The following is a 22,497-nucleotide window of genomic DNA, read 5'->3' as shown; positions in this document are numbered from 1 at the left end:
TCGCGTCAGTCACCGATGCCGCGACGCACGGATTCCTGCGCCTTCGCCTGCTGCAGACCGACGACCCGGCGGAACTGATCGGCCTGCTGCCGGAGCAGTGGCAGGACCGACTGCCATTGAGTGTCCCCACTGTCCGCGAGGCGGTCTTCCGACACATCTCCCGTCTCGATTCCGGCGGTCGAAGCGGCGCTGCCGCTCTTCTGTTCCTTCGTTGCCTGCGGCTTCTTGCCGGGCTTCTTCTTACGCGGCTTTTCGTCCTTTTCGGGCGCGGCTGCGGACTTTGCCACTGGCTTCGCCTCTTTGGCGGCGGGCTGGACGGGCTCCTCGATGTTGCGGCGAATGTGGAGCCTCAGCTCCATCTCGAACTCGCGCCGGTTTCCCCGCACCGGCCGCTCGTCATCATCTTCGTCGTCCTCATCGCACTCGTCCTCGTCGTCCTCCTCCTCACACTCTTCGTCGTCCTCGTCCTCCTCCCTCTCGTGGCGGTCCCCCTTCGCCCTGTTCCGGCGAGCCGCCGGCCGGTCATCCTCATCCTGACGGTCTCCATCCCGGAAGACGTCGAGCAGCGCCTGAACCCGTTCGGGATCGACTTTCTTCCCCGGGATTCCGTCAATCACCACCCTGACCACGGGACGGCCCTCGCCGTCCGTGTGGGAGATGACCTCGATCGTCGGCCGACGGTTCTCCGCCGCCACTTTGCGTTTCTGGGGCTCCGCGGCGAAGGAACCGGCAACCATCCCCCCCAGCAGCAGCGCCACACCTGTGGCCGACACAACAAAGCCCTTGCAATGACCGGAACGGGACATGCGAACTCTCCTCAGGACCGTGCGATGGAGGCCTCCCTGCCACGGACTGTCGGACCGCGTCGTCGCCGACAGAGGCCTGTTCTGACACAATTCCCGTCCGACTTCCACCCCCGTGCCGTCTCTCCCGCTGACGTTCCCGGCAGCCCGAGCCTTCCGGCCGTCCGCCGTGTCCCGAGATCGTGAGTCGGCCGTCTCCCCTCCACGGAGACGCCCCTTTCCAGATCGTCCTGCGTCCGAACTCCCTTCACCGCCGCCGCATGTACGTTCCCGCCCACTTCGCCGAGAGCCGCCCCGAAGTCCTGCACGAGCTGGTCCGCGATTTCCCGCTCGCCGCGCTCGTCGGACCCTCGGCCGATGGTCTCGACGCGAACCTGATCCCCTTCGTCCTCGACGCCGATGTGCCGCCGCTCGGACGTCTGCGGGGGCACGTCGCGCGGGCGAATCCGCTCTGGCGGGATCCGCACCCACGCGAGGTTCTCGCCCTCTTCCACGGCCCGTCCGCCTATGTCAGCCCGACGTGGTATCCGGTCAAGGCGGTGACCGGCCGCGTCGTGCCGACCTGGAACTACATCGTTGTGCAGGCCCGGTGCCAGTTGCGGGTGATTGAAGACCCTGCCTGGATTCGTCAGCAGATCGACGACCTGACGCGGCAGCAGGAGAGCTTGATGCCGAATCCCTGGACGGTCGCCGATGCCCCGCCGGAGTTCATCGAGGGTCTGGTTGCCGGCATCGTGGGGCTGGAGCTGACGGTCACCCACCTCACCGGCAAGTGGAAGCTCAGCCAGAACCAGCCCGCCGCGAATCGCCAGGGGGTGATCGACGGCCTCCGCGGGATGTCCGACGCCGCCTCCCGCGCCGTTGCCGATGGAATGGCACCGCCGGCCTGATCGTGGGGTGTGTTCGCTGGATAGTCGAGGGGCGGCGAACGGAAGGTTCCCTGGACGAGTGAACCGGGGTCCAGGGGGGTACCCCTGGTGGGGAGTGCAGAGGGGCAACGCCCCTTTGCCCGCCGGAGGCCCTCTCGTCGAGAGATGTCTGAAGGAAGGCGTGTCCAAGCGCGGACACCGTGCCGTATGCCCCCTTCACCAACCCGCGAGGATTACAAAGCCAGTGGTGTAGATTGAGGGAGTCCTCAACGTTGGTACTACAAAACGGACATCCGTTGTGTCCCACGGTTCCTCATGGAAGCGCCTCCGGCGGCAAGGGGGTGAGACCCCCTTGACCCCAGCGGCCGTCGCACATTGGGTTTGACGTAGCGGCGCCGCGCCGGCAAGGACGTGGTTTTAGCCATCCGAATCAGCCTCGTTTCTCGACCGACCGCCATTCGGCAAACGCCCCCTGATCTCGGGCCGATCGAAACGACAGCGGACAATCGCGAGACGCCAGATTACGATCTCGTCGTCTGACCGGGCCGTCCCGTCCCCAGCGATCCCCACTCCTATAATCGCTGAGGAGGCCGGCATTCCGTTCTGCCGCAGTGAGAGCCGTTCCTCAGGCACGGCCCTCTCCGCGTGCCGATCCGCTCCCAGGAGTTCCGCATGTCTTCGGAAACGACCCGGCGGCTGAAGGGGTCCTTTGTGCTGATCGGGGCCGTGGTGCTCCTGGTCCTGATCGCGGGGACAGTCTTCTACGGCCTACCCTCAACGTCGGCCGCCCCCCCCGAGACATCGCCCAGGGAGTCGGCGGCGGTCCGGCTCTCGTCGGAGGCTCCCGACACCCTGGTCATCCCGGTGCCGACGGTCGCCACGATGCGGCTGACGGTTGCCACCGCTCAGCCCGCGCGCTCGGCGCAGCCCTTGCGGCTGACCGGGCAGCTCATGCTCGATCCAAGCCGGCTGGTCCATGTCCACACCCGGTTCAGCGGAGAAGTCGTCGAAGTCGGCCCCTCGGACCGCGGAAAGGACTTCCCCCTCCGCGTCGGCGACTCCGTTCACAAGGGGCAGCTTCTGGCAATCCTGTGGAGCCGGGAGATCGGCGAAAAGAAGAGCGATCTCGTCGACGCCCTCTCGGCGCTGGCGCTCCACGAATCGATCTACCGCCACCTCAAGTCGATCGACAACACGGGCGCGGTCGCACAGCGAAGCATCGAGGAGATGCGCCGCGCCTACGAATCGGACCTAATCCTCGTCGAGCGGCTGCGGCGGACGCTCCGCTCCTGGCGCCTCGACGAAACCGAGATCCAGGAGATCGAGACCGAGGCCAAGCGGATCCACGAGCGCGCCAGCGCCGGTCCCGAAGGGGCCCCGAACCTCGCCGCGCCCCCGGCCGATCCACGATGGGCGGAAATCGAGATCCGGGCCCCGCTCGACGGCGTGATCCTGGAGAAAAACCTGACAGTCGGCGACATCATGACGACCGACGACGACCTGTTCAAAATCGCCGACCTGTCGCGGCTCGTCGTGATGGCCAACGTCTACGAGGAGGATCTCCCGACCCTCTCGGCGATGCCCTCGGACCGCCGGACCTGGCAGGTCCGCCTGACGGCCCACGCGGCGGCCGAGCCGGTGACTGGACGGATCGAAACGATCGGGAACGTGATCGACCCCAACCAGCACACCGCCGTCGCCCAGGGCTGGATCGACAACGCGGACCGGCAGTTCCGCGTCGGGCAGTTCATCGAGGCGGTCGTGCCGATTGACGGGGGCGAGGACGAGGTCGAGGTTCCGATCACGTCCATCATCGACGACGGAGCGAACAAGTTTGTGTTCATCGCCAGGACCGAAGACCTGACAGTCGTCCAGCGCCGGCCGGTGGAAGTCCGCCGCCGGACAGGGCGGGCGGCGTTCCTCCCCAACCGGACCAATGGAGGAGTCGCGGCGGGCGAACGGGTCCTGACCCGCGGCGTGCTGGAGCTCTCTTCCGTCCTCGAAGAACTCCGCCCCACCGAACCCCGCTGACGGCCTTCCAGGGAAACCTGACAATGGCCGAGTTTTTCGAGCCGGTCCCCAGTCCCCGCCACCTCGTCCCCTCCCCACCATGCTCGAGTCACTCGTCAAGTGGGCAGTCGGCAACCGGCTCGTCGTACTCCTCCTGACCATCGCGCTGATTGCGGTCGGTGGTTACGCCTTCATCAACATCAACGTCGAGGCCTACCCCGACCCCGCCCCGGCGATCATCGAGGTCGTGGCCCAGTACCCCGGCGCGTCGGCCGAGGAGGTCGAGCGGCAGGTGACGACACCGCTCGAAGTCGTCCTGGCCGGGATGCCGGGGCTGAAATCAACCCGCAGCAAGTCGCTCTTCGGCCTGGCGCACCTCCGCAACCAGTTCGACTACGCCACGAACTACAAAGACGCCCGGATCGAGGTCCTGAACCGCCTGGCGATGGCGGACCTTCCCGACGGTGTGAAGCCCGAGATCGCCCCGACCTCCCCCGTGGGCGAGATCTACCGCTATGTCCTGCGGAACCCGGTCGACGAACGGGGAGAGCCGATCTACACCCTCTCCGACCTCAAGTCGCTCCAGGACTGGACGCTTGAACGCGAATTCCGTCGGGTGCCGCGGGTGGCGGACGTCGTCAGCTTTGGCGGCCGCGTGAAACGCTACGAGGTCCAGCCCGACCCGGATCGGCTGCGGCGGTTCGACATAACACTCGACCAGCTCGAAAGCGCGATCACCAACAGCAACATGAACGCCGGCGGCGACTACCTGCTCCAGCCGCACTCCGTGCAGGTCGTCCGCGGCCTGGGTCTGCTGGGGGACGGCGTCGATCCGGCCGCGAAAGTCCTGTCGCTCAAAGATCCCCAGGAGGCCCGCGACATCCTGCGGGCCGAAGAGAGGCGGCGGCTGCACGAGATCCGGCAGATCACACTGGCGACGACGAACAACGTCCCGATCCGCGTCGGCGACATCGTCGACGGCGGACAGGCCCGGCCCGAGGACCACGACACCGCCGAAGGGGTCCTCGTCGGAAGCCACACGCGGAACGGACGGATCGGCGTCTCGCTGCCGGTGGTCGATCCGGACGGCAAGGAAGTCCTGGATGAAAAGGGGAACCGCCAGTGGACCGAGCGGCCGGATGTCGTCCAGGGAGTCGTGCTGCTCCGCAAAGGAGAACAGTCGCTCCCCGCGCTGGCGGACGTCGAGGCCAAGGTCCAGGAGCTCAACACCGGCACGGGCAAGCTCCTGCCGGGGGTCAAGGTCGAGGTCTTCGACGACCGGACAAACCTCATCCACCGCACGACCGAGACGGTCCACGAGAACCTGGTCGTCGGGATGGTGCTGGTAGCTCTGATCCTGTTCGTGTTCCTGAACCATCTGCGGGCGGCGTTCATCGTGGCGATCAACGTCCCGCTGGCGCTGATGTTCGCCTTCGCTCTCCTCTACCTGCGGGGCCGCTCGGCCAACCTGCTGTCCCTGGGGGCAGTCGACTTCGGGATCATCGTCGACTCCTCGGTCATCATGGTGGAGTGCATCTTCCGGCACCTCAGCGCACCGGCCGAGGCGGAGCACAGCGTCTCGGACCGGATCATCACGGCCGCCGGTGAAGTCCAGCGGAGCCTGTTCTTTTCCACGCTGATCATGGTCTGCGCCCTCCTCCCCCTGTTCACCATGGGGGGCCCGGAAGGACAGATCTTCGGGCCGATGGCGGACGCCTACGCCTTCGCGCTGGCAGGGGCCCTGATCCTGGCGCTGACCCTCTCTCCGGTGCTGTGCCGGATGCTGCTCGCCGGCACGCGGGAGATCAAGGAGAACATCCTCGTCCGGTCGATCAAGCGCCTCTACCTGCGGCAGCTCGATTTCGCCCTCGCCCACCGCGGCCTCGTGATGGCGATCTTCGGCGGCCTGCTCCTGACAACGGGACTCGCCCTCCCGTACCTCGGCCAGGAGTTCATGCCGGAGCTCGAAGAAGGGAACGTCTACATCCGCGGCACGTTTCCTCCCGGCGTGTCGCTCGACGAGGTCGCCGACCAGGTCGTGGCCGCCCAGCGCAAACTCGGACAGTACCCCGAGGTTCGGGCGGTCCTGTCGCAGCTCGGCCGTCCCGACGACGGGACCGACCCGACCGGCTTCTACAATGCCGAGCTGTTCGTTCCGCTCAAGCGGGAGGAGCAGTGGCCGAAGTCGGAGAACGAGACGGGTTGGACGCGGTTCTTCTGGCCGAAGCGCCCCCGCCACAAGATCGAGCTCGTCGAGTCGATGCAGCGGGACCTCGACTCCGCAGTCGTCGGCGTCGACTGGAATTTTTCCCAGAGCATCCGGGACAACGTCATGGAGACTCTCTCAGGCGTAAAGGGGGAGAACTCGGTAAAGATCTTCGGGCCGGACCTGCACGAGCTGGAGCTGCGGGCGGCCGAGATGGCGGACGTCCTCCGGACGATCCGCGGTATCGAGAGCGTGGGCGTCTTCAGCATCATGGGGCAGACGAACCTCGAGTTCTCGATCGACCGCGACAAGTGCGCCAAGTGGAACGTGAGCATTACGGACGTTCAGAACGCGCTGGCGACGGCGGTCGGGGGCAAGGCGTTCTCGCAGATGGTCGAAGGGGAGAAGACCTTCGACATCACGCTCCGCTGGCCGGCGCGGCTCAGGGCGGATGAGCAGCAGATCCTCGACATCCCGGTCGATGTCCTCAAGAACCGGGTCGTCCCCGAGACCGACGGCCACCAGGGAGGCATTCCGCTGGCCGGGACGTCGAGCTCCCCGCCGGCGGTCACCGGCAGCACCGATACGCCGCTCCCCTCGGTCGTTCCGCGGCGGCGGCTTCGTGACCTCGTGACTCCGCTCAACGAGAAGGGGGAGCGGGATCCCTCAGCCCCGTTCACCCGGAGCGGCGCCTCGACGATCTTCCGCGAGCAGGGACAGCGGCTGATCGCGGTCAAGTTCAGTGTCCGCGGGCGGGACCTCGCCGGCGCGGTCCGCGAGGCCCAGCAGAAGACCGAGAAGGTGCTGACCGCTCCTTATCGAGCCGAGTGGTCCGGCGAGTTCGAGGAGATGCAGGCGGCGATCCACCGGCTGGCGGTCGTGGCCTCGCTGGCAATGATGTTGATCGTCGTGATCCTCTATCTCGCGCTCCGCTCGCTGCTCGATGTCTTCGCGGTCCTGACCAACGTCGTCGTGATCTGCGTCGGCGGGATCTGGGCTCTGCTGCTGACCGGCCTCAACTTCAATATCTCGGCCGGGCTGGGGTTCATCTCGATCCTGGGGGTGGGGATGATGAACGGTTTGATTCTCGTCTCCGCCTTCAATGCGCGGCGTTTCCGGGCGATGGAGCTGGGGGCTGCGATCCGGGAAGGGGTGGCGACGTCGGTCCGGCCGCTGACCATGACCGTGCTGACCGCGATCTTTGGAATGATTCCCGCGGCGATTGCGACGAAGATTGGTTCTCAGACGCAGCGGCCGCTGGCGATTGTCGTCGTGGGGGGGATGACGATGACGCTGTTGTTCCTCAATCTGATCCCGGTTCTCTACAGCTTCTACGGGCGTCGGGAACCGCCTGCCGTGGCGGCAATGGAGCACTGAGGTATGAGTGTTGGCGGGCCAATCTCCCCCCACCGGGTCCAGGGGGCACCCTGGTGGGGGATGCAAGGGGGTCACACCCCCTTGCCCGCCGGAGGCCCGTCTCGTAGGGGCCTCTCTGAAGGAGCACATATCCAAACGCGGACGACGTGTCGGATGCCCCCCGACTAACCCGCGGGGATTGCAGAGCGAGCGGTGAGTCCTCAGCGCCGGTGCCACAAAAGGGGGCATCCGTTGCGTCCCACGGTTCCTCATGGAAGCGCCTCCGGCGGCAAGGGGGTGAGACCCCCTTGACCCCAGCTGCCGTGGCACATTGGGTTTGAGCTATGACGTCGTTCCGGCAAGGACGCGGTTCACTAGCGCTTCTCGAAGACCATCGCCGAGTAGACGCAGTACGGCTCCATCGTCCTATGCGCCTTCGCCGCCTCCTCCAGTTCCTGCCAGTCCTGCTCGGAAACACTCTTCAGCAGTGGGTTCATATGCTCCATCGCCCGCTTCCCCCACCCCCGCTTCTTCAGCCAGATCAGCGATTCCAGCAGCCGCGTGTTCGGCGTCGAGACGCGGTTCGTCCAGTCAAAGTTCGCCTTCAGCGTCATCCCCGCCTTCTCGGCATAACCGCGATACTCCTCCAGCGTAAAGAGATCCTCCCACTGCCAGATCTCACGGACAACCTTCCCCGCCGGGCTCATCCGCTGCTCGCGGTACGCCTCTTTCCCCCACACAAAGTCGATCACAACCATCCGCCCGCCGGCACGCAGCACGCGGGCCGACTCCGCCAGGAACCGGTCGCGATTCGGAAAGTGGAACGCCGCCTCCAGACAGTGGATCCGGTCATACGAGCCGTCCGGAAACGGCAGATTCGTCGCGTCCCCCTGGGTGTACTCGAGCCCCGGCTGACTCCCGAACAGGTTCCGGCCAATCTGAATGTTCTCAGGAAGCAGATCGAGCCCCGTCACATTCGACGAGGGATGCATCCGCCGGATCATGTAGCTCGTCATCCCGCGGCCGCAGGCGATGTCGAGAACCTTCTGAGCCTCGCGAACCTCCATCAGGCCGATGGACCGATAGGCCAGCGACCGCTGCAGGTCGCAGAGGTTCGTGGTCAGGTTCATGAACCCCATCGGACCACGGAACGTGAACCAGCCCAGGTTCATGAGAGCCGGTCCCCAGCTCGAGTCCCGCAGGATGCGGTAGACCGCGTTGGAACCGTTGTAAGAGGCTGTCACCGAGATCGATTCGCTCACGTCGCTCACCCGCCAAGCCCGCGTTTCACTGCGGCGGGTCGGTCCCGCCGTCAAGCGCTTATATCGGCCTCGGAATTCCGCGGTCGAGCCCCGAACCGGCTTCGGCTCGCCGATGCTCGGGTTCCTTCTCCCCCGCGCCGCTATGACCGGCCGCCCACCCGATCCCCATCGCTTCCCGGCTCCCGTGAGACGCACGAGACAGAGATTTCCGCGTGGTGCATTCGGTCAACGTCTGTTTCAAATGTTGAACTTTGGCAACAGCGGGAAATGGATCAGCTGCGAAGACCAGAGAAGCTGTCCGCGTCATAGGAGCTTGTGACGGCTTGGGTTATGTCATTCAAGTTTCGCCGCGGAACAAGTGCTTGAATTGAGGAATGTCCTTTGCCAACATCGCTCGCATGCTCCAGATCAGCCAAGACGTGTTGCCTTCCAGCGACCTGACCTACCTCGCTTTCCGCGTGGCGTTCTTCGACACGCTCGAGCGGATCTCGCTGGCGGACCAGGTCGGAATGTCGACCGATTCGTCCTTCGGGTTCCTGACGGAGGTCCCGTTCCTCCGGATGGTCCCGCCCCACGTCCAGCTTGACATCCTGGTGACGACCTGGAGCCGGCACTGCGCGAACGACCAGCACCGGGCCGACCTGCTGGATGAAAGCGTCATCTACGCCGCCTGCGAGACCGCGGCCCGGATCGTGAAGGTCGAGCAGACGACGGCGAAGCGGTTCTTCCGGACGGGCCCGCGCCCCGTCGCGATGAACATCACCGCCAAGACGAGCAGCGATCTCGAGGCGCTCCACTTCAATCTGTCGAACCAGGGGGACTTCCTCCTGATCAGCCAGTTCCTCGACATCCCGCCGGACGAAGCCCGCCCGCTCAAGGCCAAGTTCGGCATCGCCGAAGACGCGTGCGAGTGCATGTTCGACGCGCTCGGCCGGTGGTACGTCTCACCGTCGTTCCGCGCCAACGCAGCCGGGCTGCTGACGACAGCCGAGATTGACCGCGCCGCCTCGGTGCTGCGTCTCCCGCAGTCCGCCTCCGCCAAGTCCTAAACGGACATTCGAGCCGAAGGGGAAGTGCGAATCCGCAGTGATTCGACCGCGCGCTCCGTCTTATGCGGGATCGCCGGGTTCCCTTCATCCTGCCGCGTCCGTACCGCTCCTCAGTCATCGGAGCGGTCGAACGGCAAATTTGGAGAGGGCCGCTACGTCGGCTTTGCCAGCGCGTTGATTGCCGTGGCCCGGTCCGGATAGGTCGGCCAGAGCCGGTTGAGGTTCGTGACCTCAAGAACCTCCCGGCAGTAATCCGTCAGGCCGCACAGGACAAAGGCCGCATCCGGGCGGGTCTTGAGCTTGTTCCAGCCGCGGAACAGGGCCTCGATGAACGAGGAGCCGAAGAACTGCGTCTGAGAGAGGTCGATGACGACCTTGGAGTTCTCGCCGCCGGCGGCCTGAATGAGCGCTTCCGATGCCGCGGGGATGGAATCTTCAGAAATCCGCTCGAAGGTCGGGCCAAACTCGACGATGGTCACGCCGTCCTGGGTGAGAATGTCCGGCTTCTTCGTGGGGGCCATTTCGTCATCTCGCGAGTGCGGAACTCGTGACGTCAATGCTACTCGCGCCAAGACTTATGTCAATCAGCTGGACCCGATGGCGGAGAGCGACACCTCCATTTTGCGTCCGGAGGGATCGGGGCCGGGAGGGTTTCACCGCGTTTTCCGTGGCGGCCCCTCTCCCTCCCGACAGCCTTCCACGGCCACGAGCGATTTCGCGAGACCTTCCTGAAGGGTTCGCAATCGGCCCCGCCGGCCCGGTGCGGATCGAACTCACGGGGAAACGGAGACCTTCTCGGATCCCATTCGGGTCCCCATGGCGCGCCAGACCGTGATGTCGAGGTTCTCTCCGATGGACCGCACGGAACCGTCCATGAAGACCGAGTTGACCATCCCGGTGTGCCAGCTCCGCGAAGTAATGATCGCGTAGGTCGGGTTCGACATCATGCTGGCAACGCGTCCTTCCTGCCACGAGTTGTAGTCGCAGGTCGCGTAGTTCACGCCGCCGAAGCTGCACGGGACCTGCGTGTTCGGCGTCAGGACGGTCGTGAAGCCGCTGTGGTGGACGCGGCCGTCCGGCCACTCCGTGTGGCCCGTCCCCTTGGGGTCGGCCGTGATCCCGGCATTGACGTGCGTCTGGACCTCAGCCATCGAGTTGGGGGTCGTGGTCGGCGAAGCGGCGGCGTTGCGGCCGTAAGGGGTCCAGGCCTGGACTTCGGAGGCCATCAGGGTGTTGCTGGTCCCGTCCTTGATGTCGGTCTCGGTGATCTTGGAGTTCGGGAAGAATGCCCCGTCGCTCAGGGGGCCAGTCGTCGGATTGAAGACCGGCCAGGTCCCGTAGTTGAAGCCGTAGGTCGTCGGCTGGAGGGTCGGCTTGCCGGTCTCGGCCCGGAGTGTCATCCCTTTGGGATCGCTCGGGCAGGTGTAGACCGGAACGCGGGTGTTGTTGACCGCGTCGAAGTTGATGGAATTGTCCCACGCGATCGCCAGATCCGCCCGGTTGAAGGCGGCGGCCTGGTCGAGGAATGGCAGGAGCCGTCCATGGACGCCCCACGAGGAGTTATTGGTGGTCGCTCCCCCGGTCGGCAGGCAGGCGGCGGGGGGAATGAGGGAGTAGGTCGAGCTGTAGTTCGCGACCGCCAATCCGAGCTGCTTGAGGTTGTTCTGACACTGCGAGCGGCGGGCCGCTTCCCGCGCCTGTTGCACGGCCGGCAGGAGGATCGCGACCAGGACGGCGATGATCGCGATCACGACCAGGAGTTCGATGAGGGTGAATCCGCGCGCGGAACGGGGGCGTTGCTGTGTCATGGCAGGGGGGGAGCCGGAGGGAAGCAAATGGCCGCTGGTCACGATGACCCACTAGCTGACGAAACCGTTATGCATCCACCGTGCCGGCCACTTTTGCTTGCATTTCCGTAATCATTTGCCGCGCAGGACGACCCAGAAAGGACGCAAAATCGCCTTGTCCGGCCAATAATCCGCCGTACTCAACTAAACGAGCCCTAACCTGCCCGAACGATCAACGCCTGATATCCGCCGTCTCCGGGGCGACCGGGGCGGTGGAATTGCTCGGTCCGCAGCGACAGATCGGGGTGAGCCCCGAGAGCGTTCCGGATGAGCAGCCCGTCTTCTTCCGGCTCGATGCTACAGGTCGAATAGAGGAGGCGCCCCCCCGGGCGAAGGCGCGAGATCCCCAGGTCCAGCAGCCGCCGCTGTAAAACCGTCAGCTCGCTGAATTCGGAGGGAGAGAGCCGCCAGCGGACTTCGGGGCGCTTCCCCAGAACTCCGGTATTGGAGCAGGGGACGTCCAGGAGGATCGCGTCGAACTGCTCGGTCGGCGCGTCATAGGACTCCGGGGACATCAGACGGCTCGCGACGTTCGTCAGCCCCAGCCGTTCGGCGGCCGAACTCACCTGCCAGACCCGCGGGGGATTGATGTCGGTCGCCAGGACGCTCCCCTCGTTCCGCATCCGTTCGGCCAGGTGCGTCGTCTTTCCGCCAGGGGCGGCACAAACGTCCCACACCCTCTCACCCGGTTGAGGATCGAGGAGCCGCGCGGCTCCCATCGCCGAGACGTCCTGAACGGTCACCTCGCCGCGCTGGAACGGACCGAACCCCGCCAGCGGGATCGAACTCTCGAGGACGATCGACTCGGGGAGGTCGCCAGCCCGCGCCGCGATCGCCCTTGAAGCGAGTTCCTGGAGAACCGTCTCGCGATCGGTCCGCAGCAGGTTGACCCGCAGGCTCATGATGCCCGGCGTATTGAACCACGCGCCGAGCCGAAGCGCCTCTTCCTCCCCATGAGCGGTCCGCCACCGGCCGACGAGCCACTCGGGATAGCTGAGAGTTCGCGCGAGATACGCCACGAGGTCCCGACGCGGATCTCCCCCCAGCGGCTCGCGGAGCCGCAGCGCGTCGTAGACGATCCGGGACTCGCCCCCCTCGGCCCCCGACGAGACCTCGCGGAAGCCGGTTACCAACAGGTCGGGTGTCAGGTTTTCGACTCCGGCGATCTGCCGCTCATCGAGGCCCCCCTCCGGAATGAAGGTCCGCTGCACCTGGCGCAGGACGGCGTTCACCATCCCCTGCCAGCGGGGCATGCCGATGATGTTCGCCAGTTCGACCGTCTCGTGGACGGCGGCGTGCGGCGCGAGGCCGCGCATGAACAGGAGCTGGTACACCCCCAGCCGCAGGAGGATCCAGAGCCCGTCCTCGATGTTCTCCCGCGGCCGGCTGACGCACGGCTCAATCAGCAGATCGAGGGTGATCATCCGCCGGACACAGCCGTTGGCGAGTTCGGTCGCGAAGCCGCGCTCCTGGCCGCTCGCTCCCGTCTCGTCGAAGAGTTCTTCCAGCGCATCGGCCACGAATGTCCGGTTTCGCTCGAACTCGACGAGGGCATTGAGCGCGAGCCGGCGGCCCGTCCAGAGTTCAGGCGGCCGAGTCGGCGAGTCGTCAGATCCGGAACGAGCGGGTCGCCATCGAGGATCGCGCATCAGCGAGCCCCCCGGCAAAGACGTTCGAGATCGACGAAGTAGTCCGGGTAGGTCTTGGCCGTGCAGCCGGGGTCCGCGATCCGGACTCCCGGGACGCGGGTCCCGATGAGCGAGAAGCTCATGGCCATGCGGTGATCGTCGTAGGTATGGACCGTCGCGGGCTGGATGGGGCCCGGATGAATCTCCAGGCCGTCCGGAAACTCCTCCACTGTCAGGCCGAGGCGGCGGAGTTCGATCACGACCGCCACAACGCGGTCCGTCTCCTTGAGCCGCATGTGGGCGACGTTCCGGATCCGGGTCGGACCGTCTGCGAAGACAGCAACGCACGCCAGGGTCTGGGCCGTGTCGGAAATCGCGTTCATGTCGATATCGACGCCCTTGAGCTTCCCGCCGCGAACCGTGATCTCGCTGGTGCCGTACTCGACCTGACAGCCCATCCGGGCGAGTGCCTCGACGAAGGCGACGTCCCCCTGGAGCGCCTCCTTCGACAGCCCCTCGACCGTGATCGTTCCGCCCGTCACCGCCGCCAGTCCGAAGAAGTAGCTCGCCGCCGATGCATCGGGTTCGATGTCGTAGCGGCAGCCACTGTAAGGTCGGGAACGGATCACAAACACGTTCTCGGTCGGCTCGGTCACTTCGGCGCCGAACTGCTCCATGTTGCGGATGGTCATGTCCACGTAGGGACGCGACACCAATTCGCCCTCGACTGTCAGGCGGACGTCCGACCGGGCACCCGGTGCGGACATCAGGAGGGCGCTGAGATACTGGCTCGACAGGTTCCCGGAGACCCGGACGTCGCCCCCCTTCAGCCCGTGCGCCTCGATCACCACCGGCGGACAGTCGCCGCCGAGTTCACACCGGGCCTCGACCCCCGCGCCCCGGAGCGCTTCGACGAGGGGGGCGATCGGTCGCTCCCGCATCCGGGCATTGCCATCGAGGCGGAACCGTCCCTCGCCGAGACTGCAGAGGGCCGTCAGGAACCGGATGCTCGTTCCGCTGTTTTCCAGATACAGGTCCGCTCCTGCGGCCGGAATCCGCCCGCCGCATCCCGCGACGTCGATCGTCCGTGCCGTGAGGTCCTGCTCGACCGCAATCCCCAGGCGCCGCAGGCTCTCGACCATGACCTGCGTGTCGCGGCTGTCGAGAACTCCGGAGAGATGCGACGGCCCTTCCGCCAGCGCCGCGAGGATCAGCGCGCGATTGGTCAGACTTTTGGATCCCGGTGGACGAATCCTTCCCGTCACAGGTTTTGAGACTGGCAGGATTTCCAGCGATTCCGACATGACGAAGTGAAGCTTTCCGTGAGTCCGATGGCGAATCGCGGATCATACCGGTCGGAGTCGCGGATGACGACGCGCGGCCGGGAACGAACCTCCAGTGGGGCGCATTTGCTGAATTGTGGTCGTTGAAGGTGAAAGTGGCGAAAGGCTTTGCCCTCCCGCCTCCTCGCCGGCACGGCTGTGCTTGCTCAAACCCATTGTGCGACGGCAGCCTGGGGTCAAGGGGGGCTGCGTTGTCTTTTGGCCCCCTTGCCGCCGGAGGTACTTCCATGAGGAACCGTGGGACACAACGGATGTCCCCTTTGCGGGACCCGCGTTGAGGACTCTCTCAATCGACATCGCTCGCTTTGCAATCCCCGCGTTTTAGGTGAGGGGGCATCCGGCACGTTGTCCGCGCTTGGACACGTTCTCCTTCAGGTATCTCCCGACGGCCAGGCCTCCGGCGGGCAAAGGGCCAAGAAAACAACACAGGCCCCTCTGCACTCCCCACCAGGGGTTACCCCCTGGACCCCGGTTGAAAGGGGCGATGTCTGACTACCATTCCGTGAATATCCCCCTTTGTTGTCCCGACAACTCTCTATCGGCACGCTCCCGCAAACCAAGGCGCGCCCCTGGATGCCAATCGCTCTCACTGCTCCCCAGGCGTGATCCAACGACGCTTCTTCCCAACTTCACAATCCACCTTTGTCATTCAAGACACCGCAACTTCTTCGCCATTTCCCCCATCCGGGCCCCCTCCCATCAACTGACGTTTCTGGGTGCCGTATTCGCCGCAGCAAAACACTGCCCCGTTTCGCACTCTGCCCCTTACCGTCGGCATCCACCGGTGGGAAAATGGTCGGCATCACGTTTGCATCCCCCCGGCACGCCGCATCTCCTGATTACACTTCCGCCGAGATGCGGAGATCACGGTCACAGGTCCATCAACCTGATTGCCCGTCCTTCCTTGGCACACCGCCCCAAGAGCGCGGTGGCCACCAGCCGGCGGTTCGATAGCGGCGCCTCGGGACGATGCGAGAGTTTGTCCCTCCTCAACATCAGACTCCAATGGAAGCGGCCGACAAGAAGCGTGGACTGGCAAAGGAGATGCAGCTACTCGCCCAACGGGGGCAGCAGGTCTGGAAACTCGTCCCCGTCTCCCGGAAAGCCGCCCTCGGGGCTGCCGGCCTGCTCATGATGCTCACCAGCGCCGCCAACGCTGGGACAGCCATCCTGCTCGGAGCCCTGATGGACAGCGCGCAGCGCGGTCTGCAAACGTCGCTCCCGAAGCACGAAATGTGGCTCAACGCTGCGCGAATTCTGGGCGCGATTGCCATCATTTATGTCCTTCGCGAAGCGTTCAACGTCCTCCGCCGCCGCCTTGTCGAAGGGACGGCGGCCGCCATCAACCGCGACATGCAGACCCGCGTCGTCGGGCACCTGCTCCGGATTCCGATGACGACCTTCTCCTCCGAGAAGATCGGCGCGCTCCACGGCCGCATCTTCCGCAGTGTCGACGGACTCGTCCGTTACCTGCGGCTGATGTTCCTCGACTGTCTCCCGGCGCTGTTCACCGGGATGTTCGCGCTCCTGGCCGCGGTCACGAAGCATCCGCTCATCGGTTTCGTGATGCTGGGCGTGGCCCCCCTCGCGGTGTGGCTCACGATGCGGCAGCTCGCCTCCCAGAAGGGGGTCCGCCTGACCCTGATGCGGGACGCCGAAGAGATCGACGGCACCATCGTCGAACAGCTCGGCGGTGCCGAGTACATCCGGGTCGCGAACACCGTCCCGCTCGAAGTTCAGCGGCTCGCTGTCGCCACCGAAAAGCGCCGTCGCCGCGAAGTCCGCCATCACTTCGAGATGTCGCTCTTCGGGAGCGGCAAGGCGCTCAATGAAGGGTTCTTCCACATCGTCATCCTGGCGGTGGCGACGTTCCTGGCGATCAACGGGTCGATCAGCATGGGGGACGTTCTGGCGTTCTCCGTCCTGTTCCTGAGCGTGATGGCTCCGCTGAACGAAATTCACCGCGTGATGGATGAAGGGCACGAGGCGAGCCTGCGGGTCGGCGACCTGGTGGAGATGCTTCGCGAGCCGGTCGATCCGTCGTTCGTCGAGGCCCGCAACAACGCCATCGTCCGGTTCACACCGGGGCGGCCGGCCATCCGGGTCAACAATCTCGTTTGCGACTACCGGGCCTCGGACGGCTCGATCAAGCGGGCGCTCAGCGGCGTCTCGCTCAACATCAATCACGGGGAAACGATCGGCGTCGCAGGTCCTTCGGGCTCCGGCAAGTCGACGTGGATCAAGGTCCTGCTCCGTCTCATTCCGCCGGCGGGGGGACAGGTGTTCCTGGACGGTCAGCCTCTGGAGCGGGTCTCCCGCGCGGAGTTGGCGCGGATCGCCGGGTATGTCGGGCAGAACCCGTTCGTGTTTTCCGGCACGATCCGGGAGAACATTGTTTACGGCAACGGCGAGGTGGATGACGAGCACATCCAGCGGGCGGCCAAAATGGCCAACCTGCATGACGAGATCATGGCGATGCCGGGGGGCTACAACGCGACGGTTGTCGAGCGGGGGAACAACCTCTCGGGTGGGCAGCGTCAGCGACTGGCTCTGGCCCGCATCCTTCTTCGTCACTACCCGCTGTTGATTCTGGATGAGGCGACGAGTGCGCTCGACAACATCAGCGAGCGTTTTGTGCAACGGTCGCTGGGGATTACGGGTGCGGACCGGACGACGATCATCATTGCCCACCGGCTTTCGACGTTGAAGGATTGTGACCGGATCCTGGTGTTTGACCGGGGTCGGATTGTGGAGGAAGGTCAGTACGACGATCTGGTTCGGGCGGGTGGTGTGTTCAGTTGTCTGGTGCGTTCGGGCGAGATCGGGATTGACGATCCGTTGGAACCGCAAGAAGCGCAGGCTGAACTCCAACCCTGTTAGCGGCTACCCAAGTACCGGGGTCCAGGGGTAACCCCTGGTGGGGAGTGCAGAGGGGCAACGCCCCTTTGCCCGCCGGAGGCTTGGCCGTCGAGAGATGTCTGAAGGATCGCGTGTCCAAGCGCGGACACCGTGCCGGATGCCCCCTCTCCAACCCGCCGGGGATTCCAGGGCGAGCGGTGAGTCCTCAACGCTGGTACCACAAAGGGGACATCCGTTGCTTACCACGGTTCCTCACCGGAATGCCTCCGGCGGCAAGGGGTCGCCCCCTTGACCCCAGCTGCCGTAGCACATTGGGTTTGACGTAGCATCGCCGTGCCGGCAAGGACGTTGTTCGTCTGCTCAATTGACTCCAGCGCCGCGAGCCCGAAGATGCAGCCACGTCACGGCTCTCTCTCGCGCCGCCGGATCCGATGCCGACATCCTCCATCGAACTGATGCTCTTCGGCTGCCTCTGCTTCGGGGCAGCCGCCGCCATCCTCGCCCTCGCCTTCCGCACCGCCGCGGCCGAAGAAGGACCACAGGAGTGGCGTTACAGCCTTGCCCGCCTGGAGGAACTCCGCGCCCAGAGCGTTTGGTTCCGCCTCTTCGAACCGCTCGTCTCCGCTCTCGGCCGACTCAACGCCAACTGGTTCGCCGACCAGTTCCCCGCCATCCGCCGTGAACTCCTGGCCGCGGGACACTCGCGAGCCTGGACCGCGGAAGAATGGCTGGCAGTCATCGAGATCCAGTCAATCCTGATTTCGGTCCCCCTGACCTTCGTCTGGTGGAACCTCATGGGCGGCTACGGCCTCTTCCTCGGGGTCATGCAGACCATCGTCATCGCGTTTCTCCTTCGCCGACGGCTGGCGCGACAGGCGGCCCTCCGGCTGTGGCGGATCAAGGTGAAGCTCCCCTACTTCCTCGACCTGCTCACGCTCCTGATGGAAGCCGGCTCGACCTTCCTGAACGGCCTCAAGGAAGCGGTCCATGAGTTCCGGCAGCAGCCGATCGGCGTCGAGTTCGGCCGCGTCCTCGGCGAAATGAACATGGGCAAGAGCCGCATCACCGCCCTCGAAGGGCTGCGGGAGCGGCTGCAGGACGACGAGCTGACTTCGATCATCGGGGCGATGATCCAGGGAGAACAACTCGGCTCCCCCCTGGCACACATCTTCCGCGCTCAGGCGGACGTGCTGCGGATCAAGCGGACCCAGCGGGCCGAAACGATCGCGGGCGAGGCGGGAGTGAAGATGCTCCTGCCGGCGATCCTCGTGATGGGCTCGACCGTCATCGTGATCCTGGGGCCGTTCATCCTGAACTTCATCTACGGCGGCCTGTTCGGCGAGTAGCCCGGCCCGGCGGTCGAGTCTCTAAGTCGGGCAAGTCGGTCGTGCCTCTCAGAGTACGGGAAAGGTGAACGCCACAACTCGGGAGGGCGAAGCTCCTGCTGAGCCGCGAAGGGTCCAGACGCGCCCAATAACTGCGAGGGACTCCCCCGTGAGCTTTCGAGAGTCGGCTATCCGAGACAAGTTCGAGGCGGTGCAAAGGGGGTACTTGACCGCTTTTGCCACCGCCGCGGCTCGGCAGGAGCCTCGCCCTCCCGTGGCGTTGTCCGTTCAGATACACGGGGCGTGTCCGCCGCACGCGCTCCCCTCGGGCTCGATCTGGATCGTCACGTGCCCGATCGGGAAATCGTGCTCGATCCGTTTCTGGAGGGCCGCGAGGCTCGCCATGGAATCGGTCCCCGACTCCACCACGACGTGGGCCGAGAGAGCGTGCTTCCCGCTGCCGAGCGTCCAGACGTGGAGGCAGTGAAGATCGATGATCCCCGGCTCGGAAAGGATCGCGCGGCGGAGCGCGGCGACTTCGACTTCCGAGGGGGCGTATTCCATCAGGACGTGCAGGGCGTCGCGGACGAGCCGCCATGCGGAAAACAGCACCAGCAGGCTGACGGCGACCGACACTGCGGGGTCGATCCAGTTCTGACCGGTCATCCCGATCAGGATCGCGGCGGCGATGACGGCCACGCTGCCGAGGGTGTCTCCGATGACATGCAACCACGCCCCTCGGGTGTTCATGTCGTGAGTGTGGCTGCCGTGGAGCGTCCCGAGAGCGAGGAGGTTCACGACGAGTCCCAGAACCGCGATGACCAGCATCCCGGTCGTGTTGAGCGACGGCGGGGCGGAGAACCGTTCCCAGGCCTCGAACGAGATCCCGCCGGCGACCGCGAAGAGCGTCGCCCCGTTGGCGAGGGCCACGAGGACTTCCGCGCGGTGATAGCCGAAGGTCCGCTGCTCCGTGGGCGAGCGGCGGACGATCCAGGCAGCGAAGAGGCTCATGGCGAGGGCCGCGGCGTCGGAGAGCATGTGGCCGGCGTCGGCGATGAGAGCCAGCGAGCCGGTCCACCATCCGCCGACGAACTCCGCCACCATGAAGAGGGCGATCAGGACGAGCGTTATCGCGAGCCGCCGCCGGGCTCGGTCGTCGGCTGCATCAGGGAGCGGCCCGTGGTCGTGGCAGCAGTGGTCTTTCCCGGCGTGATGGTGAGACTCCGATGCCGCGCCGACCGGATCGATCCGCACGGGAGAGCCTTCGGGGGCGTGTGCGGACTCGGACATTGGCAGGCGTCGCGACAGTTCGGGTGGGACATTGACGACACATTTGAGCGTAGCGAGTCGACTCCCGCGCCGGCCAGTGCTTTCATTGGTGGAATGCTCAACCCGCGTCCTTGCCGGCACGACGTGCACAGCTCAAACCCAACGTGCCACGGCAGGCTGGGGTCAAGGGGGCCACGCCCCCTTGCCGCCGGAGGCACTCCTGTGAGGAACCGTGGTAGGCAACGGACGTCCCCTTTGTGGGACCGGCGTTGAGGATTCCACGACTCGCTTTGAAGCCATAGCGGGTTGGTGAGGGGGCATACGGCACGTCGTCCGCGTTTGGACACGCTCTCCTTCAGACATCTCTCGACGGCCAGGCCTCCGGCGGGCAAAGGGGCGTTGCCCCCTTGCATCCCCCACCAGGGGTGGCCCCCTGGACCCCTGTCAGGGTCAGCGATGTTGGGGTGCCACTACATCTTGGTCGCACACTCGCCTAAGATTGCCACGTCATCACCGTCGACCCTGTTCGTCCTTCCTGATGCGTGCTGACCAGACCAGGATCGCGTGCATGTCGGACTCGCTGCGGGGACAGTTTCTCATCGCCAAACCGCACCTGCGGGACAGCAACTTCTTCAAAACCGCCGTCCTCCTCGTCGAACACAACGACGAAGGCTCGATGGGACTGGTGGTCAATCGGCCATCGTCCATGACGGTCTCGTCCGCCCTCTCCGGCCACATGGAAGTGGACGACGACAGTTTCGTCTACCTCGGCGGACCGGTCGAACCGGCGGCCCTCTTCATCCTCCACAACGCCAGCTTCCTCGACCCGGGCGAAGAGGCGGTCGTCTCCGACATCCTCGTCGGCAGCAGTGCCGAAGTCTTCGAGCAGGTCGTGCAGACCGCCGAGGACAAGGGAGCCATCCAGTTCCGGATCTACTCCGGCTGCGCCGGCTGGGGCCCGGGACAGCTCGAAGGAGAGATCTCGCGCGGCGACTGGTTCACCTACCCGGGCTCGGAGGAGATCGTCTTCCACGATGACCCGTACGTCGTTTGGGAAACCCTCGTGATGGCGGTCCAGCAGTCGAACCGCATCCTCCCGCATCCAACCGACCATCCAGAATGGAACTGACGGCCAAGGCCGCCATCGCGCCCCCTAAGTCGGGGTCCAGGGGGTAACCCCTGGTGGGGGATGCAAGGGGGCAACGCCCTCTTGCCCGCCGGAGGCCTGGCCGTCGAGAACTGTCTGAAGGAGCGCGTGTCCAAGCGCGGACACCGTGCCGTATGCCCCCTCGCCACCCCGCAGGGACCGCAAAGCCGGCGGTCAGATGTAAGGGAGTCCTCACCGCCGGTTCCACAAAGGCATCCCTCGACCCAACGCCATCCTTTGTGCCCTTGGTGCCTTCTTCGTGTCTTGGTGTTTAACCACACCGCCTCTCAGTCCGACTCCAGCCCGTACTCTTCGATCTTCTTGTGCAGCGTGTTGCGGTTGATTCCCAGCCGCGTGGCCGTCTTGGTCTGAGTCCCCTGGCACTGCCGCAGGACCTGCTGAATCAGCTCCTTCTCGACCAGGCCCATCACGTGGTTGTAGGCCGTGCCGTCCCCGTCGGACTGCCCCAGCCCCAGTGAGACGAGTTCCGAGCAGAGCGTATCGATGCTTCCCTTCCCCGCCCGGCCCAGGCGCTGCGGAGCGAGGCCGCGGACGTGGGGAGGAAGGATGTCGGCCGAGAGGATGCCGTTCGTCGCCAGGACGACCGCCCGCTCGATGTAGTTCTGCAGCTCCCGGACATTCCCCGGCCAGGAGTAATTCTTGAGGAACCCGACCGCATCGTTGTTGAGCGACAGGGCCGGGCGGCGGTTCGCAGCGGCGTACTTCTCGAGAAAGAACTCGGTCAGCGCGGGGACGTCGTCCGAGCGGTCGCGGAGCGGGGGGAGATAGATCGGGAGGACGTTCAGGCGGTAATAAAGGTCTTCCCGGAAGACGCCGCGGTCGACCATTTCCTGAAGGTCGCGGTTCGTCGCCGCCACGATGCGGCAGTCGACCGAGATCGTCCGCGAGTCCCCGACCCGCTCGAACTCGTGCTCCTGAAGGACCCGCAGGAGCTTGACCTGCATCGTGTAGCTGACGGAGTTGATCTCATCGAGGAAGATCGTCCCGCCGTGGGCCGCCTCGAACCGGCCGGTCCGGTTCTCGTGGGCGCTCGTGAAGGCCCCTTTGACGTGGCCGAAGAGCTCGCTTTCGAGCAGGCTTTCGCTGAGGGCCCCGCAGTTCACGCGGACGAACGGGCCCGTTGCGCGGGAGCTGAGGTCGTGGATCGAGCGGGCGATGAGTTCTTTGCCCGTCCCGGTCTCACCGAGGAGCAGGACCGTGGCCGAGCTTTCGGCGACTCGGCGGGTCAGCCGGTAGACCTCCTGCATCGCCGCGCAATGTCCAATGAGCCCCGGCAGAGGACTGGAGAGGGGATCGGCAACCGTGGGCATCGTGACCTGCAAACCATCGTCTGACCGGGTCGAGCGGAGGCGAGTCTGGCAGACTCCCCCACGCCATCAGCCTGCGGGCGCAGCAGACCGGACCGTCGCAGACGAAACCGCTGTTTTCTCCGACGCGAGGCGCCGGATCAGGCGAAGTATACCCCTCGATTCGGGAGAGCGGTAGCGAAGATGCTCAAAATGT

15 protein-coding genes are annotated in these 22,497 nt (G+C 65.4%); 7 read left to right on the top strand and 8 right to left on the bottom strand.

Annotation, left to right across the window (positions count from 1 at the left end; genetic code table 11):
• Positions 1 to 5 precede the first annotated feature (5 nt).
• A complete protein-coding gene (locus VT03_RS34165) occupies positions 6 to 806 on the bottom strand; it encodes a hypothetical protein (protein WP_075093108.1) in 801 nt (266 codons plus the stop codon).
• A 179-nt stretch (positions 807 to 985) separates the two neighbouring features.
• On the opposite strand from VT03_RS34165, the gene VT03_RS11450 reads away from it, so the two are divergent.
• The 3 genes from VT03_RS11450 to VT03_RS11440 all read left to right on the top strand — a co-directional run bounded on the left by VT03_RS11450 (position 986) and on the right by VT03_RS11440 (position 7,265).
• Positions 986 to 1,693, top strand: a complete 708-nt coding sequence (locus VT03_RS11450) for an FMN-binding negative transcriptional regulator (protein WP_197489302.1) — start codon at positions 986 to 988, stop codon at positions 1,691 to 1,693.
• 651 nt (positions 1,694 to 2,344) lie between these two features.
• Positions 2,345 to 3,703 (top strand): efflux RND transporter periplasmic adaptor subunit, encoded by a 1,359-nt coding sequence (locus VT03_RS11445; RefSeq protein WP_156514426.1) that lies wholly within the window; start codon positions 2,345 to 2,347, stop codon positions 3,701 to 3,703.
• A gap of 79 nt (positions 3,704 to 3,782) precedes the next feature.
• Positions 3,783 to 7,265, top strand: coding sequence for an efflux RND transporter permease subunit (locus VT03_RS11440; protein WP_075093105.1), 3,483 nt, complete (start codon positions 3,783 to 3,785; stop codon positions 7,263 to 7,265).
• Positions 7,266 to 7,618: 353 nt separating this feature from the next.
• Here VT03_RS11440 and VT03_RS11435 read toward each other — a convergent pair whose 3' ends face one another.
• Positions 7,619 to 8,506, bottom strand: coding sequence for a class I SAM-dependent methyltransferase (locus VT03_RS11435; RefSeq protein ID WP_156514425.1), 888 nt, complete (start codon positions 8,504 to 8,506; stop codon positions 7,619 to 7,621).
• Between the two features lie 374 nt (positions 8,507 to 8,880).
• On the opposite strand from VT03_RS11435, the gene VT03_RS11430 reads away from it, so the two are divergent.
• Complete coding sequence (locus VT03_RS11430; protein ID WP_082846134.1) at positions 8,881 to 9,555, top strand: hypothetical protein; 675 nt, start codon at positions 8,881 to 8,883, stop codon at positions 9,553 to 9,555.
• A 152-nt stretch (positions 9,556 to 9,707) separates the two neighbouring features.
• On the opposite strand, the gene VT03_RS11425 is transcribed toward VT03_RS11430, so the two are convergent.
• From VT03_RS11425 to aroA, 4 genes are all read right to left on the bottom strand, one after another.
• Complete coding sequence (locus tag VT03_RS11425) at positions 9,708 to 10,076, bottom strand: STAS domain-containing protein (protein ID WP_075093103.1); 369 nt, start codon at positions 10,074 to 10,076, stop codon at positions 9,708 to 9,710.
• A 252-nt stretch (positions 10,077 to 10,328) separates the two neighbouring features.
• Positions 10,329 to 11,363: a DUF1559 domain-containing protein gene (locus VT03_RS11420; protein WP_075093102.1), complete on the bottom strand. Its 1,035-nt coding sequence runs from the start codon at positions 11,361 to 11,363 to the stop codon at positions 10,329 to 10,331.
• Positions 11,364 to 11,557: 194 nt separating this feature from the next.
• Positions 11,558 to 13,051 carry a transcription antitermination factor NusB gene (locus tag VT03_RS11415; protein WP_156514424.1) on the bottom strand — a complete coding sequence of 498 codons (1,494 nt, stop codon included), beginning with the start codon at positions 13,049 to 13,051 and terminating at the stop codon, positions 11,558 to 11,560.
• On the bottom strand, positions 13,051 to 14,334 hold the full coding sequence (gene aroA, locus VT03_RS11410) for a 3-phosphoshikimate 1-carboxyvinyltransferase (protein WP_075093100.1): 1,284 nt from the start codon (positions 14,332 to 14,334) through the stop codon (positions 13,051 to 13,053). Before aroA ends, VT03_RS11415 begins: the two co-directional genes overlap by 1 nt.
• Before the next feature lie 1,044 nt (positions 14,335 to 15,378).
• Between aroA and VT03_RS11405 the strand changes: the two genes are divergently transcribed.
• Positions 15,379 to 17,253, top strand: coding sequence for an ABC transporter ATP-binding protein (locus VT03_RS11405; protein ID WP_075093099.1), 1,875 nt, complete (start codon positions 15,379 to 15,381; stop codon positions 17,251 to 17,253).
• Between the two features lie 410 nt (positions 17,254 to 17,663).
• Entirely contained in the window at positions 17,664 to 18,578 is a 915-nt protein-coding gene (locus VT03_RS11400; protein WP_075093098.1) for a type II secretion system F family protein, read from the top strand.
• A gap of 267 nt (positions 18,579 to 18,845) precedes the next feature.
• On the opposite strand, the gene VT03_RS11395 is transcribed toward VT03_RS11400, so the two are convergent.
• A complete protein-coding gene (locus tag VT03_RS11395; RefSeq protein ID WP_075093097.1) occupies positions 18,846 to 19,847 on the bottom strand; it encodes a cation diffusion facilitator family transporter in 1,002 nt (333 codons plus the stop codon).
• A 547-nt stretch (positions 19,848 to 20,394) separates the two neighbouring features.
• Here VT03_RS11395 and VT03_RS11390 point away from each other — a divergent pair.
• A complete protein-coding gene (locus VT03_RS11390) occupies positions 20,395 to 20,955 on the top strand; it encodes a YqgE/AlgH family protein (RefSeq protein WP_075093096.1) in 561 nt (186 codons plus the stop codon).
• A gap of 305 nt (positions 20,956 to 21,260) precedes the next feature.
• Here the strand turns inward: VT03_RS11390 and VT03_RS11385 are convergent, their stop codons facing one another.
• Positions 21,261 to 22,304, bottom strand: a complete 1,044-nt coding sequence (locus tag VT03_RS11385; protein WP_075097059.1) for a sigma-54 interaction domain-containing protein — start codon at positions 22,302 to 22,304, stop codon at positions 21,261 to 21,263.
• Between the last annotated feature and the right edge of the window lie 193 nt (positions 22,305 to 22,497).

The organism is Planctomyces sp. SH-PL14 (assembly GCF_001610835.1).
Classification (GTDB): Bacteria; Planctomycetota; Planctomycetia; order Planctomycetales; family Planctomycetaceae; genus Planctomyces_A.
Note: the sequence above shows the minus strand (reverse complement) of the source record. Positions and strands in the feature narration are given on the sequence as shown.